The organism is Sphingomonas echinoides (genome assembly GCF_029623395.1).
GTDB classification, from domain to species: domain Bacteria; phylum Pseudomonadota; class Alphaproteobacteria; order Sphingomonadales; family Sphingomonadaceae; genus Sphingomonas; species Sphingomonas echinoides_A.
On record NZ_JAPYKK010000001.1, the window covers coordinates 287,480 to 310,015 of the forward strand.

The following is a 22,536-nucleotide window of genomic DNA, read 5'->3' on the forward strand; positions in this document are numbered from 1 at the left end:
ACCGCGCATCCCTCCCACTACCCGTACGCCCTGAGCGAAGTCGAAGCCTTGCGCGCGGTGCAAAGGCCTTCCGACTGCGCTCAAGGCGAACGGTGAAAATTGTTCTTAGAAACTGACCGTCGTCGTGTCGTTCAGCGAAGCGAGCACCATCGGCGGGCGCGGGGCCTGTTCGACCGTGTCGTCGCCGCTGTCATTCAGCGGAGCGTGGTCGGAATAGATGAAGCCCTTGGTCGGATAGGCCGAGGTGCCGAGATCGCCCTGCGGACCATACCACACCTTGACCATGCTCCAGTCGCCGTTCGGCGATACGTCGACCGCGCGCACGTCGCGCTCGACGCCACCGCGGCGCGACCAGTTGGCGTGGGTCAGCAGGACTTCGCGCTCGCTGACGACTTCGCTGACCATTGCAACATGGCCCATCCGCATCCGGCTGGTGGCGGAGAAAGCGAGCACTGCGCCGACCTTGGGGGCGTGACCGCGGGCGTAGTGACCGGCTGCCTGCGACCACCAGGTGTTGGCATTGCCGCGGATCTCGATGCCGGAAATCTGCCGCGCATAAGGCGCGCACTGCCAGAACTGCGCCATCGCCGGGGTCGCCATCGTCAGGGCGCACGCTACCACCAGCGCAAAACGCGCTGTCAAAGCCTTGAAATTCATGGGACCCCCACGGTCTTGGAAACAGGTCTAGCTCGTCGTTGATCCTGTCAAAGCAGGTCCGGTGCCGCGTGGAAACCCTTGCTCCCCGATGAACGGAACCTTTTCGGATGAAGCGAGTTGGCCGCGCGATGACTGCCATTTCGGGCATCGCGAAACGCCTGCGAAACACGATCGCGCTCGCCAAACGGCTGCCGCGCGGCTAGGATTCGCGGCATGAACCGAACCGCTACGGCGTTATGCCTGCTGCTTGCCGCCTGCTCGTCCGGCGGAGGATTCGGCAACGATGCGGATCTGTACGACACGAACACGACCGCGCCGGCGCCTGGCGTGCAGCCGGTCCAGACCGGCGAAGGCGGCTCCGCCTTCCAGGCGTGCGCCGGGGTTGGCGAGGTCGTCAATCTGTCGCCTGCCGGAGAGGCGTATCTTCCCTTGCGCGCCGCCCCGTTCGCGGAAGCCGACGAAGTCGCTCGGCTCGGCGAGGGCACGCGCGTGTTCCGCTGCACCCGCTCGCTCGATCAACGCTGGCAGGGGATCGTCGTGATGCCCGCCGATGGGGGCGATTGCGGAGTCTCCGCGCCGATTGCGGCGCCGCGCCCCTATGCGGGGCCGTGCAAGTCGGGCTGGGCGCTGACCGGGTTTATCCGACCGATCGCCGGCTAATCCCTCGCCCGCAGCCGCGCGTCATGCTCTGCGCGGCCGAACGGGAAGCGCGCGTAACAGAGCCCCGCCGCGACGTAGAATCCCAGCTCGAGCACGATGAACACCAGCGTCAACCGATCGATCGTCGCAACCGGAACCTGCCCCGGTTTCGCGCCGTCCGGAAACGCCGCGAACGCAAGGATCCGCCCGGCAACGAAGATCCCGAGCCCGCCGACCAGCTTCTGCACGAAGAACCCGCCAGCGAAGAACACGCCCTCGGAGCGCTTGCCGGTGCGCACCTCCGAATCCTCGACCACATCGGACAGCATCGCCGCCCCGAGAATGAACGCCGACACGCCGCAGGCGGTATTGGCGGCAAAGATCGTCAGCAGCACGGGGAGCAGCAGCGGCGACCCCGGATCCGGGAACAGCCCTGCGAACCGCAGCAGATAGGGTGCGGTCAGCAACACGCCCGCGCCGAACGACAGCGCCATCGCGCTGCGCGGCTTGTCCCCGCCGCGGGTCAGGGCGGGGGCGAGGAAGAACGCCCCAAGCGCGCCCGCCATCAGCGCGAGCGACAGGTAATTGTAATCCCCTTGCGCGAAGACCCAGACGAACTGGTACATGTACAGCGACAGCGCGAACGAAATGCCCTGCGCAGTATAAGCGAACAGCCCGGCCGCCATCAGCCACAGGAACCCGCGGTTCCACACCGTCCGACCGAAATCGCGCAGATGCTCCGCGAACGTCTCGTCCGAGCGCGGGACTTGCGGCAGGCGCGGGATCTCCGGATGCAGCCCGATCGCGGAGACCAGGATCGACGTGGCCATCACCAGCGCCGAGACCGCCGCCATCCGGGAATAGCCATCCGCGTTGAGCGTCCCCACCGGGTGCGTCGCATCGGGCACGAGGAACACGCCATACGCCAGCGCGAGCATCGCCAGCCCGCCACCCCAGCCGAACAGATAACGATACGAGAACAACCGCGTCCGCTCGTCATAATCCGCGCTGAGTTCGGGCCCAAGCGCCGCGCCGGGGATTTCGAACATCGACAGCGCGACCCGCACCAGCAGCGCGCTGCCGAACACGTAGAGCAGCATCGCGTCCTGCCCCCATTCGGGCGGGTTCCACAGGAGCAGCCAGCCGATCGCGACCGGCAGTGCAGACGCATACATCCACGGATGCCGCCGCCCCCATCGCCCGCGCGTATGATCCGACAGATAGCCGACGAGCGGATCGACGAACGCCTCGACCACCAGCGCCGCCATGATCGCGAGCCCGACCGATGCGGCGGGCAGGCCGATCACCTGATTGTAGAACAGCAGCAGGAAGGTGGCGAAGCCATTGTCCTTCACGCCGTACGCGATCGACCCGATCCCGAACGACAGCCGGCTTCTGCGCGACAGCCGCCGCGCAGCGGGCGCGGCGATCGGGACGCTCACGAGGCGAACGCCTCCAGTGCCGCAAACATCGAGGGGGCCTTGGGGTCCCAACTGTGCCGCGGGCCGATCGTCAGTCCGCCATCGACGACGATCCGCGTTCCGGTGACGAACGCCGCATCGTCGCTCGCGAGATAGGCGACCGCCGCCGCGATATCCTCCGACGTGCCCGCGCGCTGGAGCGGTTGCGCCTGCGCCGCCGCCTGGCCGATCATCCCGTTCGCCAGATCGCGCTTCTCGCCCTGGATGCCGAGCGCGGAGGTGAAGATGTTGGTCGTGATGAACCCCGGACACACCGCATTCACGCGGATCCGGTGCTGCGCGAGATCGGCGGCGGCGAGCGTCGTCAGGTGCAAGACGCCCGCCTTGGCGACCGAATAAGCGGTCGGTGCCGCGCCGGTCTGGAGCGCCGCGACCGATGCGGTGTTGACGATCGCCCCGCCCTGCCCGCGCGCGATCATCAGCGGCGCGGCATAGCGGATGCCGAGTGCGACCGAGCGCAGCAGCAGCGCCTGGGTGCGGTCCCAATCCTCGGGCGAGATCGCGTCGATCGAATCGCGTGACCCGCCCGCGCCCGCATTGTTGAACACGACATCGAGCCCGCCCGCGGCATCGGCGGCGTGCATCAGCGCTTCGATATCGCCCGCCTGGAGGACGTCGGTTCGCAGGAAGTGGATTCGCCCGTTGGATGTGGCGGCAACCTCGGCACCGCCCGCTTCGTCGATGTCGCCGATCCACACCTCGGCGCCTTCCTGCGCCAGCCGAAGCGCGGTTGCGCGGCCGATGCCCGAGGCTCCGCCGGTGACGACAGCCCGTTTGCCCGCAAAACGCATCTACCTCTCCTATGCTTTTGAACACCTTAGTACGGGGGTTTAGCGGGTCAATGCGCTACGTTGATGATGATTTTGGAATTTCGGGTTTGCGAGACCCGCCACTTTGGGGCATCGCCGGTGCCACGCTTCAAAGATGCGAGAGGATCCATGGCACTCGACCCCGAAACCTTCGACGCGCTGATCGACACGGTCCGCCGGTTCGTCGCCGAACGGCTCCGTCCGCTCGAGGCTCAGGTCGAAGCGGACGATGCGATCCCCGCCGATGTCGTGCAGGAAATGCGCGAGATGGGGCTGTTCGGCCTCTCGATCGACGAGGAGTACGGCGGGCTCGGCCTGACGATGCTCGAGGAAGCGAAAGTCGCGATCGAACTCGGGCGCACCACGCCCGCGTTCCGATCGACCTTCGGGACCAACGTCGGGATCGGCAGCCAGGGGCTCGTGATGGCGGGCACCCCCGAACAGAAAGCCGCGTGGCTCCCGCGGATCGCGAGCGGCGAGATCATCACCAGCTTTGCGCTGACCGAGCCTGAAGTGGGCAGCGATTCGGGCGCGGTGAAGACGCGCGCGACCTTCGACGGGCAGGCGTATCGGCTGTCGGGGACCAAGCGCTACATCACCAATGCCGACAAGGCCGACCTGTTCACCGTGATGGCGCGGACCGGTGAGGATCCGGGCGCGCGGGGGGTTTCCGCCTTCCTCGTCCCGCGCGATCTGGCCGGGGTCAGCATCGGCGAGCCCGAGAAGAAGATGGGGCAGAAGGGCGCCAAGGTCGCCGATGTGCATTTCGACGATGTCATCGTCCCCGCCGAGAACCGGCTTGGCGCGGAGGGCGAAGGCTTCAAGATCGCGATGCGCGTGCTCGATCGCGGGCGGCTGCATATCTCGGCGGTGTGTGTCGGCGTGGCGGAACGGCTGATCGCGGATTGCGTGGCCTATGCGACGACGCGCAAGCAGTTCGGCAAGGCGATCTCGGACCATCAGTTGATCCAGGGAATGCTCGCGGATTCGAAGACCGAGGCGCTCGTCGCGCGCGCGATGGTGCTGGAGACGGCCGCTGCAAAGGATGCGGGCAAGGACGTGGTGATGGAATCCGCCGCCGCGAAGTATTTTGCAAGCGAGATGGTCGGCCGCGTCGCCGACCGCGCGGTGCAGATCTTCGGGGGCGCAGGGTATATCGCGGATTACGGGATCGAGCGGCTGTACCGCGACGTCCGGCTGTTCCGCATTTACGAAGGCACCAGCCAGATCCAGCAGATCATCATCGCGCGCGAGACGATCAAGCGGGGGGGATGACACTTTTCTCCCTCTCCCCGCTTGCGGGGAGAGGGTCGGGGAGAGGGGCAGTCCGGCAACAACCAGCGATAGGGTCGCGGAGAGACTGCCCTCTCCCCGACCCTCTCCCGCTAGCGGGAGAGGGAGAAGAAAATGGACACCACCAACCTGTTCCGGCTCGATGGCCGCATCGCGCTCGTCACCGGGGGCTCGCGCGGGATCGGCAAGATGATTGCGGCGGGCTACATCGCGCAGGGCGCGACCGTCTATATCTCCGCGCGCAAGGCCGACGCCTGTTTCGAAACCGCCGCCGAACTGGGCGAGAAGTGCATCGCCTTACCGCAGGACGTGTCGACCGTCGCAGGGTGCAAGGCGCTCGCCGCACAACTCGCCGAGCACACCGACCGGCTCGACATCCTGGTTAACAACGCCGGTGCCGCCTGGGGCGAGCCGTTCGAGGCGTTCCCGGAAAAAGGCTGGGACAAGGTGATGGACCTCAACGTCAAATCGCCGTTCTTCCTGACGCAGGCGCTTCACGCACCGCTCAAAGCCGCCGCGAGCGCGGGGCGCCCCGCCAAGGTGATCAACATCACCTCGATCGACGGGCAGCGGCTCAACCCGTGGGAGACGTACAGCTATCAGGCGTCGAAGGCGGCACTGATCTATCTCACCAAACGGATGGCGGCGCGGCTGGTGACCGACCACATCAACGTCACCTCGATCGCCCCCGGCGCGTTCGCGAGCGAGATGAACAAGGCGGCGCGCGACCATGGCGAGGCGATCGCCAAGTCGATCCCGGCCAAACGCATCGGGGTCGACGAGGACATGGCGGGCGCGGCGATCTATCTCGCCAGCCGCGCGGGGGATTATGTGATCGGCGACACGATCACGGTCGACGGCGGACTGGTCCATGCCGCGCTGGGGACGAGCATCGACGCCTGACGGCACGACGCCCATACAAAACGGCCTGCCGCCCCTTCGGGCAGCAGGCCGCTTTTGATCATGCAATCGTCAAGGCTTATGCCTGGCGCGTACCCGTCATCGGGAAGCTGCCGAACGCGCCGGCGCCGACCGAACCCGTCAGCGTGTCGCCCTCGGCGGTCGCGCTGCAATCGAGGCTCATCGGCATCGGAACGGTGATCGACATCGTCCACTTGATCGTGTCGCCCTCGACCTTGCCATCCGTGATGTCGACCGCGCCCATTGCGCCGACCTGGCTCCCGGTCCAGCTGTCGCCGTCGGTCTTGACGGTCAGCACAGCCTTCTGGTCGCCCAGCGGCGACTTGACGATCGTATCCCAGCTTCCATCGACAGCAGCCATCGTATCTCTCCTGAATCAGCTCAGCGCACGTCCGCTACGGACGCCGCCGGGACCACCTCGACCGGTAGCCCGATGCTGTCAAGCTGACCGCGGACCTTGCTCGCGTCGCCCACCACGACCCAGACGATCTTCGACGGGTCGAGCGCCTTGCGTGCCGCAGCGTCAAGTTCGCCCGGCGTCATCGCACGATATTTTTGCGGGAGGGTCGCGAAATAATCGTCCGGGCGGCGATACAGGTCATTCGACTGCATCGCGCCGAGGACCGCGCCCGACGTCTCGAAGTTTCCGGGCAGAGACCGAATCGAATCCGTGATCGTCCGGTCGAATTCGGACTGGGTGATCCCCTTGGTCGTCAGGAACGCCTTCACGTCGCCTTGCAACGCCTTGATCGAGTCTCCGGTTCGATCCGCCTGGACCGGCGCGGTGAGCAGGTACGGCGTTTGATGTTCCGCCCGGCGGAACGAACCGCTGACGCCGTAGGACCAGTGCTTGGTCTCGCGCAGGTCGAGGTTGATGCGCGACAGGAAATCGCCCCCAAGCGCATCATTTGCGGTCGTCACGGTGAGCAAGTCGTCGGTGCCGACCAAGCCGGTCGGCAGCGCGCCGACGATCAGCGACTGCGGAGAATCGGGCCGGTCGATCAGCACGATCCGGGGAGTGGCGGGCGTGGTGGCGACGGTAAAGTCCTTGGTTCCGCGCGCGCCCGTCGGCGTCCAGTCACCGAACCGCGCATCGAGGACCCCCTTGATCTCGGCGAGCGGCCGGTCGCTCACGACGAAGATCTTGGCGGTATCGGGGCGGATCCAGCGGTTCTGGAACGCGATCAGATCGTCGCGCCCGAGCGTCGCGACCGCCTTGGCGTCGCCACTGCCGAACGCCTTGGCATAAGGCGAAGCGGCGCCATAAAGCAGCTTGGGATAGACACGCGAGGCAAGCCCGCCCGGGCTGGTCAGTTCCGCCGCGATCCGCGACAATTGCTGGTTCTTGAGCCGCGCGACTTCGGCGGGATCGAACTTCGGGTGGCGGACGATGTCGGCGAACAGCTCGGTCGAGCCGGCGAGGTTCGCGCTTGGCGTGAACAGCGACAGATAGGTGCGGTCCGCACTCGACCCTGCCGAGATGTTCGCACCCAGCCGCTCCTTGGCTTCCGCCAGCGCGATCGAGTCGCGCGTGATGGTGCCTTCGGTCATCATCGCGAGCGTCAATTGCTGCGTGCCGAGCTTGCCCGCCACGTCCGCCGCGACGCCCGCGTCGAAGCTCATCACCGCCTTGGTGATCGGCACTGCGTTGCGATAGGCATAGACCAGCTCGATCCCGTTGCGCAGCTTGGCGCGTTCGATCTTGGGATAGACCAGTTCGCCGAGCGTCCCGACCGCAGGCAAGCCGCCACGCGTGCCCTTGACCGCGGGCTCGGGCGCGGTGACGACCTTGGCCGGCGGGGTCGCCTCGACATAGGCATCGCGCGGGCCGGGCACCACGGTGAGGCCGTAGACCGGACGCAACAGCCACTTGGCGGCGGCCGCCTTGACCTTCTCCGGCGTTTCCGCGGCGAGCATGGCGAGCTGCTTCTTGTAATAGGCCGGATCGTCCGCAAAGAGCGCGCCTTGCGCCAGCGCGACCGCCTTGCCGCCGAAACCGCCGGTCGATTCGAGTCCGGCGATCGTGCCCGCCGCGTCGCGGGTCGCCAGCCGCTGGACTTCATCCGCGGTGGGACCGTTGGCGATGAAATCGGCGACGATCTCGTCGAGCCGCTTGGCGACCAGCGCCGGATCAACGCCGGGGCGGACGTCCGCGCTGATCGTGAACATGCCGACCTGCGCCAGAGTCTCGTTGCTCGCCGATACCGAGACCGCGAGCTTTTCCTTGCGGACCAGCGCATTGTCGAGCCGACTGCTCGACAACCCGCCGAGCGCGCCCGCCGCGACGTCGAGCGCGACCCAGTCATTGTCCTTGAAACCGGGCACCGCCCACATCCGAAGGATGCGCGTATTCGCGACGCGGTCCTTCATCGTCTCGTATTTGGCGACCGGAAGCGTCGGCACGGGTGCAGGTGGCGCGACGCTCTGCGGCCCGCGCGGGATACCGCCGAAATATTTGGTGACGAGCGTCTTGGCCTTGGCCGCGTCGATATCGCCCGAGAGGACCAGCACCGCATTATTGGGCCCGTAATGCCCGCGGAACCACGCCTTGACGTCCTCGACGCTGGCGGAATCGAGATCGACCATCGATCCGATCGTGGTGTGGCCATAGGGGTGCGTCGGGGGAAACAGCGTCTCGACCTGCTTGTATTCGACCAGACCGTAGGGCTGGTTGTCGCTCTGCCGTTTCTCGTTCTGGACGACGCCGCGCTGTTCGTCGACCACCGCCGGGGTGATCGCCCCCAGCAGATAGCCCATCCGGTCGCTCTCGAGGAACAAGGTGCGTTCGAGCGCGGCGGCGGGAACGGTCTCGAAATAGTTGGTGCGGTCGAACGAGGTCGTGCCGTTGAGGTCGGTCGCGCCGATCGCCTTGGTATAATCGAAATAGTCCCCCGGCGCGTTTTCGCTGCCGTTGAACATCAGATGCTCGAACAGATGCGCGAAGCCGGTCTTGCCCTTGGGCTCGAACTTGGAACCGACATTGTACCAGATGCTGACCGCAACGACAGGCGCCTTGCGATCGGTGTTGACGATGACGCGCAGGCCGTTGGGGAGGCTGAACTCCTTATAGGGAATGTCGACCTGACGGACGAGATCCGCGACCGGGGCGGGCTTTGGCAGCGCGGCGGGGGCGGTTTGCGCGAGCGCCGGTGTGGCGAGCGTTGCCAGCGCAACGCCCGAGAGCGCGAGGAGTTTGACGGTCATGCTGGTACGTATTCCTCGGAGTTAACGGTCCTCGGCAGACCCCTATGCGCTGCGGGTATAGCAATGGCGTTCGGGGTTGCAATTGGTGCGCAGCTACGGCGCACTGGCTGCGCGCACCAGATGGTGAAATCAGTCCTGTGGGGAACCGATTATCGCGGACATGGCGTCGCGTGGCCCGCTCGGGTCGGTAGCGGAGTCAGCCACTTTCCCGGCAGATCTCGGGAACAGGATACGCGCGGGATTGCCGACCGCAGTCGCGCCTTCGGGGACGTCGGTGATGACGACCGCATTCGCGCCGATCAGGGCGTGCGCGCCGATCGTCACGCCGCCGATAATCTTCGCGCCTGCGCCGATGTCGACGTGCCCGCGGATTGTGGGGATGCCGCCCTTCGCCGCGCCGATCGTCACCTGCTGGAAGATCAGGCAATTGGGTCCGATTTCCGCATCGGGATGGATGACGATGCCATTGGGATGCGGCATCAGCAAACCGCCGCCCAGGCGTGCGTTGAGCGGGATGTCGGCCCCGGTCACCACCGTCCAGAATCGGTGACGCAGAACCGCCACGCGCTTCCGCACCGCAGCGATCGCGCCGGATGCGTGGCGTAACCGTTGATAATCGCGGATCGACGCCAGCAGCGCCTTCGACGGGACCCACCCGGTCCGCCGCTCGCGCTCCCAATCGGGCGTTTCGCTGGAAATCATGATCATGCCCTTGCAATATCATCCCGCACGACGCTGGTCGACAGCGCCAGCCAAGCGCGGGATATGGCCCAGTCTACTGATTCCAATAGCCAACGCCAGTTTGACGCTTCGGCACTATGCTCCAGGCAGCGTCGATTGCCCCGTGCTCTGCGGCTAGGGCCGATACACGCGTTCCACGTTTCGCCGGAGGTCCTCGCGCCAGAACAGCACCGGCTTGAAACGGTGCGCCGCGAACAGTGGCGCCTGGTCGGCATAATGCGGTGACTCGGGCCGCGTCGTCGCAGCGCCGAACGGCTGGATCGAGCGCGATTCCACCCGCCCTGCTTTGTCCCATGTCATCAGCATGATGAAGCTGTCGCCGTGATTGACGACGAGCCGCCCGTCGGGGGCCTCGTTCCAGGTCGACGCAGCGCGCAGCACGTCAGGCGCACCGTCGAGCGGGAGGTCGACCTTCCCCTGCCGCAGCCGCAGCACGGTGCCGAGCGGCGGGTCGAGCGTGTCGAAATGCTTCTGGAGATACGCCGCCGCCTTGGCCAGCGCATCGCGCGGGTCGAGTTCGGGGCGGCGCTGGTAATGCCATTTCTGCCCGGTCCGCAGCAGGATAGCGGCGAGCGCCTGCCCGCTGTGCTGGCCGTCGAAGTTTCTGTTCCAGCGTTGCAACAGGTCGAGTGCGGCCAGCAACTGGGTGTCGCCGCGCGGATCGATCGCGGCGATGTCGCGATACCATTTCGCCGCCCAGCCGTAGCGGCTGATCCCGGTATCGAACTTGATCCGCAGCAGATCCGCCTCGCTGATCCGCGGGGTCTGTCCCATCAGTTCGAGCGCGCGGGTGCCGCGGTTGGTGGTGTCGGTCTCGATCCCGAGCAGCGGGCTGTAATCCTGCGGGCGAAGCTCGGACCTCTGCCCTGCCGCCTGATACGGCGTGTTGTTGGCGTTGATCAGGAAGCCGGACGCGGGGTTCACGTTGCGCGGGACCTGCGCAAACGGGACCGTTCCCGGCATCAGGTCGCGCGACGTGTCACCCGGCAGCAAATGCTGGTAATCATAGCCCGGTCGCCGGTTGGGGAAGCTCGCGTTATAGACATAGGCGATGTTCCCTCGCGCATCGCCGTAGAGGAAGTTGGTCGCCGGAACGCCCTGGATCGCGAGTGCCCGCTGCCATTCACTGAAATTGCGCGCACGCGTCAGGCGGTAATATTCCTCGATCATGCGCAACTGGTCCGCACCGGCATAGCGGATCGCAAAAGCGCCGCTCTTGTTGACGATCACCGGCCCCTGCACCGCGCGGTAGACCGTCTTCGGGATCGGCAGCACGAACGGCCCGACCCGCACGCCCAGCCACACCCGGCGTGCCTGTAACGGCCGCCACGCGCCGTCAAAGCGATAGCGGGTGTGCGCTGCATCGGTGTCGAGCGTGTAGACGTCGGTCAGGTCGGGCCGGTTGACCGTGTTGGTCCAGCCGAGATGCGCGTTATGTCCGAGCACCGGAAACGGCACGCCGGGGAAGGTCGCGCCCGAGAAGTGCCAGCCGGTCCCCGATTGCACCGACAGCTCGTACCAGGCGACCGGCCCCTTCCACGGCTGATGCGAATTGGACAGGACACGGGTGAAGCCGTCCGACGATCGCTTGGGGGCGACGACGAAGGCGTTCGAGCCGTTCTGATTGCCCTCCCCGGTAGCCGGAAGCGCGGCAGGATCGGGCGCATCGGGCGTCGCTCCGGCGCTTTCGCGCGGCAGCGGCTTGTCGCTCGACAGCGCGCCGAGCACCTGGTCCAGTCCGAAGAAGAACGGGGTGCGCAGGACGAAGCCGGTCGCGATATCCTCGCCATTCGCGGGGAACAGCCGCGCCAGCCGCACCTGCCCGGGATGCCGCCGCGCGTAGGCGTTGAGCCCGGTCGCATAGGCGTCGAGCAACGCGCGGACATCGGCGGGTTGCTTGCTATAATCGCGATGCGCGGTCTCGCGCGCGCCGAGCAACGCGAGCGTGTAATCGACCTTCGCGCCGTCCGCGCCGGTCATCGCGCCGAGCCGCCCGCGCGCCATCGCCACCGCTTCCTGCAGCGTCGCGAAATCGTCCTCGGCATGCGCATAGGCGACACCGTACGCGACGTCGGGGTCGGTCTTGCCGAAGATGTGCGGCACGCCGAAGCGGTCACGCGCGATCACGCTGTCATAGCGATGCGCGGGCGGCGCGGTCGCGCTGGTCGCCGCAATCGGTTCCCAGATCGCAAGGCCAGCGACCGTGACAATCAGCAGACCGGCCACGCCGAGCCCGAGTGTTCGCAGCATCCATTCCCCCTGTGGCTCTGGTCTTGGCCAGCTTGCGCGCTATCTTGGCGTACGGAGCGGATTTGTCACGCAATCCGTAGTCTCACGACTTGTGTTGTATATTTGCAACACCATATCGGCGCGAAAGCAACTGTGAGGGTGGTGGATGAACATCGAGAAATTTACCGATCGCGCCAAAGGCTTCCTGCAATCGGCGCAGACCGTCGCGATCCGCATGAGCCATCAGCGGATCGCCCCCGAGCATATCCTCAAAGCGCTGCTCGAGGATGAGCAGGGCATGGCGTCCGGGCTGATCACCGCCGCTGGCGGCGACGCCAAGCGCGCGGCGAGCGAGACCGACCTGCTGCTGGCGAAGATCCCGGCGGTATCGGGCAGCGGCGCGCAACAGACGCCGGGGCTCGACAATGATGCGGTGCGCGTGCTCGACCAGGCCGAGCAGATCGCGACCAAGTCGGGCGACAGTTTCGTCACCGTCGAGCGGCTGCTCGTCGCGCTGGCTTTGTCGCTTAACACCGCAGCGGGCAAGGCGCTCAAGACCGCGGGCGTGTCTCCCGAGGCGCTCAATGCGGCGATCGAGAAGGTGCGCAATGGCCGCGTCGCCGACAGCGCGGGGGCCGAGGACAAGTTCGACGCCTTGAAGAAGTTCGCGCGCGACCTGACCCAGGCGGCGCGCGACGGCAAGCTCGACCCCGTGATCGGCCGCGACGAGGAAATCCGCCGCACGATCCAGATCCTCGCGCGCCGCACCAAGAACAATCCGGTGCTGATCGGCGAGCCCGGCGTGGGCAAGACCGCGATCGCCGAGGGGCTCGCGTTGCGCATCGCCAATGGCGACGTTCCGGATACGCTCAAGGACCGCAAGCTGATGTCGCTCGACATGGGCTCGCTGATCGCGGGTGCCAAATATCGCGGCGAGTTCGAGGAGCGGCTGAAAGGCGTGCTCGACGAAGTGAAGGCGGCCGAGGGCGACATCGTCCTGTTCATCGACGAGATGCACCAGCTGATCGGCGCGGGGAAATCCGAAGGCGCGATGGATGCGGGAAACCTGCTGAAACCGGCGTTGGCGCGCGGCGAACTGCATTGCGTCGGCGCGACCACGCTCGACGAGTATCGCAAGTACGTCGAGAAGGACGCGGCATTGCAGCGCCGCTTCCAGCCGGTGTTCGTCGGCGAGCCGACCGTGCCTGACACGATCTCGATCCTGCGCGGGTTGAAGGAGAAATACGAACTCCACCACGGCGTGCGGATCACCGATGCGGCGATCGTCGCGGCGGCGACCTTGTCGAACCGCTACATCACCGACCGCTTCCTTCCCGACAAAGCGATCGACCTGATGGACGAGGCGGCGTCGCGCATCCGCATGGAGGTCGAGAGCAAGCCCGAAGAAATCGAGATCCTCGACCGGCGGATCATCCAGCTCAAGATCGAGCGCGAGGCGTTGAAGCGCGAGAGCGACGAAGCGTCGCGTGACCGGCTGGTCAAGCTCGACGGCGAACTCGCCAATCTCGAGCAGCAGTCGAGCGAACTGACGACGCGCTGGCAGGGCGAGAAGGACAAGATCTCCGCCGAGGCCAAGCTCAAGGAGCAGATCGACGCCGCCAGGCTCGAACTGGAACAGGCGCAGCGTGCGGGTGATCTGGCGAAGGCGGGCGAGCTGTCCTACGGGCGCATCCCCGATCTCCAGCGCCAGTTGGATGCCGCGGCGGGCGCCACCAAGGGCGCGATGCTGCGCGAGGAAGTCACGGGCGAGGACATCGCGGGCGTCGTCGCGCGCTGGACCGGGATTCCGGTCGAGCGGATGCTCGAAGGCGAGCGCGACAAGCTGCTCGCAATGGAAGCGACTATCGGCAAGCGCGTCATCGGCCAGCAGAACGCGATCCGCGCGGTATCGACCGCGGTGCGGCGTGCGCGCGCTGGGTTGCAGGACCCGAACCGACCGCTCGGATCGTTCCTGTTCCTCGGGCCGACGGGCGTGGGCAAGACCGAGCTGACCAAGGCGCTCGCCGAGTTCCTGTTCGACGACCCGACCGCGATGGTCCGCATCGACATGAGCGAGTTCATGGAAAAGCACGCCGTCGCGCGGCTGATCGGCGCGCCTCCGGGCTATGTCGGCTATGAGGAAGGCGGCGTGCTGACCGAGGCGGTTCGTCGTAGGCCGTATCAGGTCGTGCTGTTCGACGAGGTCGAGAAGGCGCACGGCGACGTCTTCAACATCCTGTTGCAAGTGCTCGACGACGGGCGGCTGACCGACGGCCAGGGCCGCACGGTGGACTTCACCAACACGATCATCGTGCTGACCTCCAACCTCGGCAGCCAGGTGCTGACGACCTTGGGCGAAGGCGAGGACGTTGCTTCAGTCGAGCCGCAGGTGATGGAGATCGTGCGCGGGCATTTCCGGCCGGAATTCCTCAACCGGCTCGACGAGATCGTACTGTTCCACCGGCTCGGCCAGGCGGAAATGGCGCCGATCGTCGACATTCAGGTCAAGCGGATTGCGACGTTGCTCGGCGAGCGCAAGGTGACGTTGGATCTGACCGATGCGGCGCGGCTGTGGCTCGGGCGGGTCGGCTATGATCCGGTGTACGGCGCGCGACCGCTGAAGCGCGCGGTGCAGCGCTATCTGCAGGACCCGCTCGCGGATCTGATCCTGCGCGGGAGCGTGAAGGATGGGGCCACGGTGCGGGTCGACGAAGGTGACGGGAAGCTGGAGCTGGTGGTGGAGTGATGGTCTCCCCTCCCTGAAAGGGAGGGGAGACCAAAAAAAGGGGCGGCCTCCGGATGGAGACCGCCCCTTTCTCGTGTTCGCCCCGGAAGGGATCAGAACTTGAAGTTGGCACCTGCCTTGATCGAGCGGCCGATGATGCCCGATGCGGCCCAGGCCGGGTTGTAGTTGTTGCCGCCGTACGTATTCGGGTCGAACGGTGCGTGCGCATCGAACAGGTTCTGGACGATCGCGTAGAAGGTGAACTTGTCGTTCACCTTGACGCTGCCGTTCAGGTCGACGCTGAGGAAGTGCTTGACCGTGCACTGCAGCGCGCCACCGGTGACCCGCGACAGATCTCCGTTATACAGGTAGCTCGACGCGGGCGTTCTGCCTGCGGCACAGCTCCCCACGCCAGTATAATCCGCTGCGTAGCCCTTATACCCGCTAGTGAAGTAGGTCGTCGCCGTGAGCGAGTAGGCCCCTGCCTCAAGCGTGTTCTGCCAGTTGGCGCGCCAGCGCGGCGTGCCCGAGGCCGAGGTCGTGTTGTATGGCCCGAGCGTACCGAGATAGTCGTACACCCCGTTGATGCCGGTGTTGACCTTATACTCAAGGATCAGCGTCCCCTCGAGTGAGGAGGTCAGCTTGATGCCGCGGCCCAACGGAACACTTGCTGAAATCTGGCCGTCAATGCCCGACGTCTGCAACGACTGACCGTTGATGTACGCTGCGTTGACGAACGCCGGGGTCGGAGTCAGGCCGGGATAGGCCGGATCGACCGGGTTCGGCGTAATCGTGACTCCGGCCGGCAACGCGCCGCCTGCAAGATAGGTGTTGGCGTAGGTCGAGTCCGCCGGGTTGTAGATCAGGTCCTTCTTGTGGATGTTGTAATAATCCACCGTCATGCTGAGCCAGCGCACCGGCTGGAACACCGCGCCGCCGGTGAAGCTGCGCGAGGTCTCCGGCTTCAGGTCGCGGTTGCCGACCGAGTTGAGGCCAAGGCTGTACGTGCCGACATAGGAGTTGCCGCCATGCGCGGCCTGCGTCGCTTCAGGTGGCGTGTAATTGACGAAACCGACGACATTGCCGCTGGTCTCGGGGATCGACGGGGCACGGAAGCCCTGCGAATAGGTCCCGCGGATCGCCAGCTGGCGGATCGGCGTGAACTTCGCGCCGACCTTGGGCGAGAAGCGGCCGAAACCGGTCGAATAATGATCATAGCGACCCGACAGATTGACTTCGAGCTGCTTGAGCACCGGTGCGTTGAGCTCGAAGAAGCCCGACGTGACGAACCGGTGACCAACCGCCGAGAAGGCGTTGATGTCGAGGAACTGCGAACCCGGGTTCGGGGTCGGATCATAGATGTTCTCGTAGCGGAACTCGCCACCGACACCGAGGTTGAGCGGACCGCCCGGCAGGTCGAACAGCGCGTGCGTCAGGATGCCCTGGACTTCCGCCGTCTCCGAATGCGCCTTGCTCTGCTGGTTGGGCGAGATGAGCGAGCGCACCGCCGCGCTGTTGGCAGTCGGGTCGATGAAGTTGTAGGTCCCGTTGTTGATCGCGCTGGTAAGGCCCGCGATGTTGATGTTGCCGGTGCGGTCCTGCGTCAGGTTGGTGCGCATGTACGTGCCGTGCAGTGTATAAGCCCAGCTGTTGTCCCCGCCGAACTTGCCGTCGATCCCGCCAGCGATGCGGTAGGTGCTCGAAGTGTTCTTGAGCGTCGAGGCGATGTCGCCGAAGCGATAGAAGATCAGCGCGCCCTGCCCGGTTGCGGCATAAGGGTTCTGCGGGTTGAGCGTGCCGTTCGACAGGTTCGCCGGGAGCACCAGACCGAACGTGTAGGCCGGGTTGTTCGACCGCAGCGAGCTCGGCGTGCGCTGCTGGAAGATGATGCTCTGGTAGAACGTACCGGTCAGATAGGCCTGTGCGTTCGCGCCAATGTTCGCGGTTAGATGTGCGGTGCCGCCAAAGCGGGTCTGGTCCGGGAGGATCTGGCTGTACTGGTTGACCTGATCCTGTTCGCAATATTGCCCGTTGACGTTGCTGTGCGCGATGTTGGGCTGCGCGGCACCCGCGCAACCTCCCTGCTGCAGCACCTGATAGCGCCCGCCGACGATCGGCACGCCGCTCAGGATGTTGCCCGGGGTGTAGGTTGCCGGGCGCACGACCGCGGCGGTCGTGCTGCTCGAGGCAGACGTGCTCGGCGCGAGGAAATTAACGTTGCCGTTGGCACCGGTGAAGCCGCCGCCCGCGTCGATCGAGGACAGGTTCTTGGTGTTGTAGGGGAATTCGCGCTGGTTCGCGAACAGCGCGTTCTGGTGCTGATATTCGCCGCTGACGTAAAAGTTGAAGCCCTGACTGGCGAGATCGCCGTAGCCCGCGGTCAGGCGCGCACGCTGCTGACCGGCATCGCCGCGCTCGGAAATGCCGCCTTCGACGTTGCCGCTGACGCCCTTGATTTCCTTCTTGAGGATCACGTTGACCACGCCGCCGACCGCGTCGGCACCATAGGTCGACGACGCGCCGTCGCGCAGCGTCTCGATCCGCTCGACGATCGCACCCGGGATGGTGTTGAGATCGACGAAGCTGCGCTGGCCGTCATCGGCGAGAGGATAATAAGCGGGACGCAGGCCGTCGAACAGGACGAGCGTCGAGTTGGTCGAAAGACCGCGGAGCGAAACGCCCTGCGCGCCGGATGCGAACGCGTTGCCGAAGCCCTGCGGGATGCTGCCGCCATTGCCCGCCGAGATCGACTGGATCACGTCGGCGGTGGTCGTGAGACCGCGCGCGGCGATGTTCTCGGCGGTGATGACCGACACAGGCGATGGCGTTTCGGTGTTGGTCCGACGGAAAAGTGTACCGGTAACGACGATGTCCTGACCCGTTTCGGCGTTCGCCTGCGCGTCCGCCGGAGCGGACTGCGTCTGGATCGCGGCCGCACCGGGGGTATTGGCGTCAGCGGGGGCGGTCGGCGCCGTCTGCGCGAGCGCGGGCGTTGCGCCAAGCGAAAGCAGAACGGCACACGTGGCAGCACCCGTCAGAAGTCGGGCCTTCGAAATTTCGAACGGATTTTTGGTCACACATACATCCTTGCGAACGCAACCGCGGCGCGAAAACGCGGCGCTGTGGCGTAGTTGGCAAGTCCCGTAACCGATGCATACAGATGCTCGGCCCCCCGAGACATGTCGACTGATTGGCGTCGCGCCGGACTTGTGTAAAGCCGCCAAAACGCCGCGCAGGACACTTCAGCAATAGACTGTAACTGCATTGCAACATTACAGCCGCAACGGACTTATTTGTCGTGGTTGCAAAGGTTTCGCGAAATTCTTGAAGGGAATGGCCCCGCCGTGAGCGGCCGGCACCCGACCATATCGGCGGCAGTGCCTAGGCCTCTCAGCCCCGTTATGGGCGTCCCGGATGGTCGGGCCGCAGCGGTGGTTCAAAATCGATCCTCCGCCAGATCGCGTCGGCAGGCTCTTCCGGATCGGGGATCGCGCAAGCGAGATATCCGAAATACGTCAGGATCACCCGCTCCGCAGTATCGACGATTGCGGTCCTGCCGTGCAGGAAGCGCGTGTTGTCGAGCATCAGCAGGTCACCCGGATCCCATTCGATCTCGGCACTGAGATGATCGCCGGTGGCCTTGATTGCCTGCAACCATTCGTCAGGAACAGGATACCCGTCATCCAGCACGGGGTGATCGTTGCGGCCATGATTGAAGCGCGAGAAAAGCAGGAAATTGCCGAACGCCGGCGCATCGGTGAACATCGGTTTGTGGAATGCCGGGCGGCTGAACACGCGCAAAATCCCCCGGTCGGGATACCGCCGGAAGTAATAGGGGCATTCGGGCGGTGGCGCGGCGAGTTGCGCATCGGTCGGCGTAGCGGTGCCAAGCCAATATTCCAGCAGCGCAGGCCAAGTCGGCTTGATGTACAGCAGACGTCGGTCTGCAAGCTTACTGCGCACGGCCCCCGGCATTTCCCGGACCAGGGCAACCCCGTCGCAGATGGTCGTGCGCCCGCCCGATCGTGGCGCGACCAGACAGCCGAAGAAGGCCACATCCGGCTTCCACGGTTCGCGGGAGAGTTCGGGATGCAAGGCAAAGGCGCCGTTTCCCGCATCCACCGTGAATACGTTGGCCGCGGCATCGACTGGCTCGCGTCCGGGGCTTTCGTTGACGACCGCCGTCGAACAGAATTGCCGAGCGAATGCCCCGAAATGCGCAACGTCGATCCCGAAACCGCGGAACAGCACCGCGCCATGCACCTTGTAGAGGTCCAGGATCAGCGCGGGGTCGAGCGCCATAATCGACTCTTCGTTCGCCGCTTCGATGACGACATGCGGCTGGTGCAGAACAGGCAGGTGAATCTTGGCCATAGCGGCACGGGGATAGCCGCCATGCGCGGCGCACGCTATAGGGGAAGCGTGGCCTTGACCTTCGACGATCTCTTCACCTCGCCCGATCATTACCTTCAGTCGTTCGAGGCAGACCATGCTACGTTCGTCCCGATGGACCGCGCGGCCTATCATCGATCGATCTTCCTCGATCGCCGGATCTCCCCGGCGCACGAAGAACGGCTCGCGATCCCGGTCGACGCGCTGGTTCCGCGCATCCCGCCCGCGCAACCCACCTCGTGGATTTTCCACATGGCGCATTGCGGATCCACCTTGCTCGCCCGCGCGCTCGATGACTCTGGGGCGGGTCTTGTCCTGCGGGAGCCGCTTGCGCTGCGGCAATCGGCAATCCGGCGGGATGGTGCGCTGCTTCGGCTATCGCTCGCGATGGCGTCGAAACGGTATCGGCCCGACGCGCCAACGCTGGTGAAGGCGAACGTGCCCGTCAATTTCCTCCTGCCCGACATCGCCGCCGCCGACACAACGGCGCGCGCCATCCTGCTCTACCTGCCGTTGCGCCCCTATCTCCTCGCGATCCTGCGCAACGAAGACCATCGCGTCTGGCTGCGGAACGTGACCACACAGCTCGCCCCCTATCTCGGCGACTGGTCGGCCTATGGCGATGCCCAGCGCGCTGCCGCCCTGTGGGTCGCCCAGGCCACGGCATTTGCCGAGACCCTCGCCGCGCTCCCCAACGCGCGCACGCTCAACGCCGAAGTATTTTTTGCCGACCCCGTCCCGGTGTTGACCGCCGCCGCCGTGCATCTGGGCTTGCCCAACGACCGCGCAGCGCTTGAAAGGGCCGTCGCAGGCCCGTTGTTCTCGACCTATTCGAAAAATCCGGGGGTGGCGTTCGACAATACCGCCCGTCTCGCACGTGAAGCCGCGGTGGCTGCCGCGATCGCGCCGGACCTCGCGATCGCGGAGGATTGGGCGGCACGCCACCCCGCCCGCGCCGCGCTGGACGCGGCCCTCGCCAACGCGGCACTCAGTCGCTGATCTGAATGACCGACTGCTGCGCATGGTCGGTTTCGCCAGCCACCGCATAGAAGCGTCGCAGCAATCCCCGCTCGTCCTCGGTAATATACGGATTCCAGACGTCGAAGATCAGGATCGCGCGCATCTGCTCCGACCGATTCCACGCTTCATGCTCGATCGTGTCGTCGAACACCCAGGCTTCCCCTTCCCGCCAATCCCGGGTCTCCCCCCCGACGCGGAAGCTGCAACCCGTCGGCACGATCAACGGCAGATGGACGATCGCGCGCACATTGCTGACACCGGTATGCGCCGGCAGATGCGCACCCGGCTGCAGGATCGAAAAGAAGACGGTGGGGGTTCGCTGCGGCAGGTCCGACAACGGAAGCCCCTCGATCGCGGCAGCGGTCTGCGGCGCGCGCGCGCAGACGGCATCGTCCCGCCGCCCGTCCTTCCACAGATGCAGCGCGCCCCATTGCAGCGAATGGTCGAGCGCCGACCATTTGTTCAGCGGAGTGCCGGGCGCCATCGCGACGTAGGGACGCACGAGTGCCGCATCCTCCGCCAGGATCGCGGTGAGCTCGTCGCGGATCACCTCGGTCTTGGCTTCGATTTCGGCGAGCCAGGGGAAGTGCTGCCGTGGGAAGAACTCGTCCGCCGGTAAAAACGGAAAGTGCATTCCGGCACAGTTGTTGGTGTAGATCGTGCGGCGCCCGAGCGCGTGATCAATGCACGCATCCACGCGTCGGCGGTCGACTGCCGCCAGAGCCCCCCGCTCGGCCGTGAGACCGGTGTCGATCGTACGGGCAAAGGACTCGCGCTGACGCAGGACATAGTTGCGCGCATGATCGAGCATCGCGACAAGCCCGTCGTTCGGTTCGTCGATCCCCGCCGCGATCGCGAGCACGCCGCCCCAACGCTCGGCCGCACGCACCGAGTCCCCTTGCCGCTCGTGCAGCTCCGCCATCCGGACCAGCGCCATGAAATACCGCTGGTCGATCGCAAGCGCGCCGTTCAGCGCGGCCTCTTCGCCGGCATTGTCGCCACGTTCGCGGTGCGCGCGCGCAAGGTTCATCCACAGTTCGGGGGCAGTCGGATCCGCCGCGATTGCACGCTGGAGCAGCCCGATCGCCGCATCGTGCGCGCCGGACTCCAAAGCGTTCAACCCAAGCGCATTGAGCGCCTTCGGATGTTCGCCACCCTGCGCGAGCACGTCTTGAAACAATTGGACCGCGGCGGCGGTCCGCCCCGCGCGACGTTCCTGAACGGCTGCGTCGAGCAGCCGCTGTATCCGGGCATCATCCATGCCCCTGCATATCGGTGCGGCAGCGACTAGACAATGCGAGGCAGGATGCACAAACAGCAGCGATGACACAGGCTAACTTGTCAGGCGGACCGCAGAGCCGCCCCCCTTCGGTCGAGGCGGTGGCGCGCGATGCGACGTGGTTGGCGCATCGCTACGATCCGGAGCATGACGCGGTCCATTTTCTACCCGTGTCCCGGGCAATCCATGCGCAGGCGACCTTTGCCACGGACGAGCATCTGCCTGCTGGCCTCGATCCGCTGGTCGTACGGCGACAGGATGCGATCGCCGCCGCGCCACCCCGCGCGCCGCTGCACTTTCTGTTCCACTCCGCCTTCTGCTGCTCGACGCTGCTCGCGCGCGCGTTCGATCGTCCGGGATGGGGAATGGGATTGAAGGAGCCCGTCATCCTGAACGATCTGATCGGCTGGCGCCGCCGCGGCGGCCAGGGATCCGATATGGCCGAGGTGCTCGATGACGTGCTCACGCTGCTCGCGCGTCCGTTCGGGCCGGGTGAGATGGTGTGCGTCAAGGCGTCGACCGCAGTGAATGCGCTGGCGCCGGCGATGCTGACCTTACGGGAAGAGTCCTGCGCGGTGCTGCTCTACGCCCCGCTGCGCACCTATCTCGGCTCGATCGCGCGCAAGGGGTTGGACGGACGGCTATGGGTGCGGACATTGCTGACCGGGATGCTTGACGACAAGCTCGTCCAGCTCGGCTTCGGTCCACGCGACTACCTTGGGCAGACCGATCTTCAGGTCGCCGCAATTGGCTGGCTTGCCAACCAACAGCTGTTCGCACGCCTTGTCGATCAATTCGGGCCGGAGCGCGTCCGGACGCTCGATAGTGCCACGTTGATGCGCGATCCAGCGGGCGCGGTCGCAGCATTTGCGGCGCTTACCGCTCGCCCTCTAAGCGCAGCGGATGTCGCCGAAATCGCTGCAGGACCGGCATTTCGGACCCATTCCAAGTCGGGCACGCCCTTCGACGCGCGCGACCGGACCACAGAAATCGCGCATGGCGACCAGCTCCATGCGGATGAGATCGACAAGGTCGCACACTGGGCGGAAAAGGTCGCCGCGTCCGCAGGGATCGCGCTGGACGGGCCGTCTCCGCTTGTCGCCTAGCGGGTCAGCAGGGGCCCCCATTGCCGGAATTGCGGCAAGA

Annotated in this window: 16 protein-coding genes; 6 read left to right on the forward strand and 10 right to left on the reverse strand. The window is 65.8% G+C overall.

Going from position 1 to position 22,536, the window contains the following annotated elements:
* Nucleotides 1-105: 105 nt before the first annotated feature.
* Complete coding sequence (locus tag QBJ92_RS01225) at nucleotides 106-657, reverse strand: CHAP domain-containing protein (protein WP_277967843.1); 552 nt, start codon at nucleotides 655-657, stop codon at nucleotides 106-108.
* 213 nt (nucleotides 658-870) lie between these two features.
* Between QBJ92_RS01225 and QBJ92_RS01230 the strand changes: the two genes are divergently transcribed.
* Nucleotides 871-1,317, forward strand: coding sequence for a hypothetical protein (locus tag QBJ92_RS01230; protein ID WP_277967844.1), 447 nt, complete (start codon nucleotides 871-873; stop codon nucleotides 1,315-1,317).
* Here the strand turns inward: QBJ92_RS01230 and QBJ92_RS01235 are convergent.
* Entirely contained in the window at nucleotides 1,314-2,738 is a 1,425-nt protein-coding gene (locus tag QBJ92_RS01235) for an MFS transporter (protein WP_277967845.1), read from the reverse strand. The genes QBJ92_RS01230 and QBJ92_RS01235 overlap by 4 nt on opposite strands.
* On the reverse strand, nucleotides 2,735-3,568 hold the full coding sequence (locus QBJ92_RS01240; protein WP_277967846.1) for an SDR family NAD(P)-dependent oxidoreductase: 834 nt from the start codon (nucleotides 3,566-3,568) through the stop codon (nucleotides 2,735-2,737). The genes QBJ92_RS01235 and QBJ92_RS01240 overlap by 4 nt, the downstream gene beginning before the upstream one ends.
* Nucleotides 3,569-3,715: 147 nt before the next feature.
* On the opposite strand from QBJ92_RS01240, the gene QBJ92_RS01245 reads away from it, so the two are divergent.
* Both QBJ92_RS01245 and QBJ92_RS01250 read left to right on the forward strand, forming a co-directional pair.
* Nucleotides 3,716-4,861, forward strand: a complete 1,146-nt coding sequence (locus tag QBJ92_RS01245) for an acyl-CoA dehydrogenase family protein (RefSeq protein WP_277967847.1) — start codon at nucleotides 3,716-3,718, stop codon at nucleotides 4,859-4,861.
* A 132-nt stretch (nucleotides 4,862-4,993) separates the two neighbouring features.
* Entirely contained in the window at nucleotides 4,994-5,782 is a 789-nt protein-coding gene (locus tag QBJ92_RS01250) for an SDR family oxidoreductase (protein WP_277967848.1), read from the forward strand.
* Between the two features lie 76 nt (nucleotides 5,783-5,858).
* On the opposite strand, the gene QBJ92_RS01255 is transcribed toward QBJ92_RS01250, so the two are convergent.
* From QBJ92_RS01255 to QBJ92_RS01270, 4 genes are all read right to left on the reverse strand, one after another.
* Nucleotides 5,859-6,161, reverse strand: coding sequence for a hypothetical protein (locus tag QBJ92_RS01255; RefSeq protein ID WP_010160928.1), 303 nt, complete (start codon nucleotides 6,159-6,161; stop codon nucleotides 5,859-5,861).
* A gap of 20 nt (nucleotides 6,162-6,181) precedes the next feature.
* Nucleotides 6,182-9,004, reverse strand: a complete 2,823-nt coding sequence (locus QBJ92_RS01260) for a M16 family metallopeptidase (protein WP_277967849.1) — start codon at nucleotides 9,002-9,004, stop codon at nucleotides 6,182-6,184.
* 129 nt (nucleotides 9,005-9,133) lie between these two features.
* On the reverse strand, nucleotides 9,134-9,706 hold the full coding sequence (locus tag QBJ92_RS01265; RefSeq protein ID WP_277967850.1) for a serine O-acetyltransferase: 573 nt from the start codon (nucleotides 9,704-9,706) through the stop codon (nucleotides 9,134-9,136).
* Between the two features lie 153 nt (nucleotides 9,707-9,859).
* Nucleotides 9,860-11,995 carry a penicillin acylase family protein gene (locus QBJ92_RS01270; protein ID WP_277967851.1) on the reverse strand — a complete coding sequence of 712 codons (2,136 nt, stop codon included), beginning with the start codon at nucleotides 11,993-11,995 and terminating at the stop codon, nucleotides 9,860-9,862.
* A 145-nt stretch (nucleotides 11,996-12,140) separates the two neighbouring features.
* On the opposite strand from QBJ92_RS01270, the gene clpB reads away from it, so the two are divergent.
* A complete protein-coding gene (clpB, locus tag QBJ92_RS01275) occupies nucleotides 12,141-14,720 on the forward strand; it encodes an ATP-dependent chaperone ClpB (RefSeq protein WP_277967852.1) in 2,580 nt (859 codons plus the stop codon).
* 92 nt (nucleotides 14,721-14,812) lie between these two features.
* Here the strand turns inward: clpB and QBJ92_RS01280 are convergent, their stop codons facing one another.
* A complete protein-coding gene (locus tag QBJ92_RS01280) occupies nucleotides 14,813-17,776 on the reverse strand; it encodes a TonB-dependent receptor domain-containing protein (protein ID WP_277967853.1) in 2,964 nt (987 codons plus the stop codon).
* A gap of 322 nt (nucleotides 17,777-18,098) precedes the next feature.
* Complete coding sequence (locus tag QBJ92_RS01285; RefSeq protein WP_277967854.1) at nucleotides 18,099-19,073, reverse strand: TauD/TfdA family dioxygenase; 975 nt, start codon at nucleotides 19,071-19,073, stop codon at nucleotides 18,099-18,101.
* A gap of 48 nt (nucleotides 19,074-19,121) precedes the next feature.
* On the opposite strand from QBJ92_RS01285, the gene QBJ92_RS01290 reads away from it, so the two are divergent.
* A complete protein-coding gene (locus QBJ92_RS01290; RefSeq protein ID WP_277967855.1) occupies nucleotides 19,122-20,090 on the forward strand; it encodes a hypothetical protein in 969 nt (322 codons plus the stop codon).
* Here QBJ92_RS01290 and QBJ92_RS01295 read toward each other — a convergent pair.
* Nucleotides 20,080-21,372: an aspartyl/asparaginyl beta-hydroxylase domain-containing protein gene (locus tag QBJ92_RS01295; RefSeq protein ID WP_277967856.1), complete on the reverse strand. Its 1,293-nt coding sequence runs from the start codon at nucleotides 21,370-21,372 to the stop codon at nucleotides 20,080-20,082. The genes QBJ92_RS01290 and QBJ92_RS01295 overlap by 11 nt on opposite strands.
* A gap of 62 nt (nucleotides 21,373-21,434) precedes the next feature.
* Here QBJ92_RS01295 and QBJ92_RS01300 point away from each other — a divergent pair, with 62 nt between their 5' ends.
* Nucleotides 21,435-22,496, forward strand: coding sequence for a hypothetical protein (locus QBJ92_RS01300; protein ID WP_277967857.1), 1,062 nt, complete (start codon nucleotides 21,435-21,437; stop codon nucleotides 22,494-22,496).
* Nucleotides 22,497-22,536: the final 40 nt, after the last annotated feature.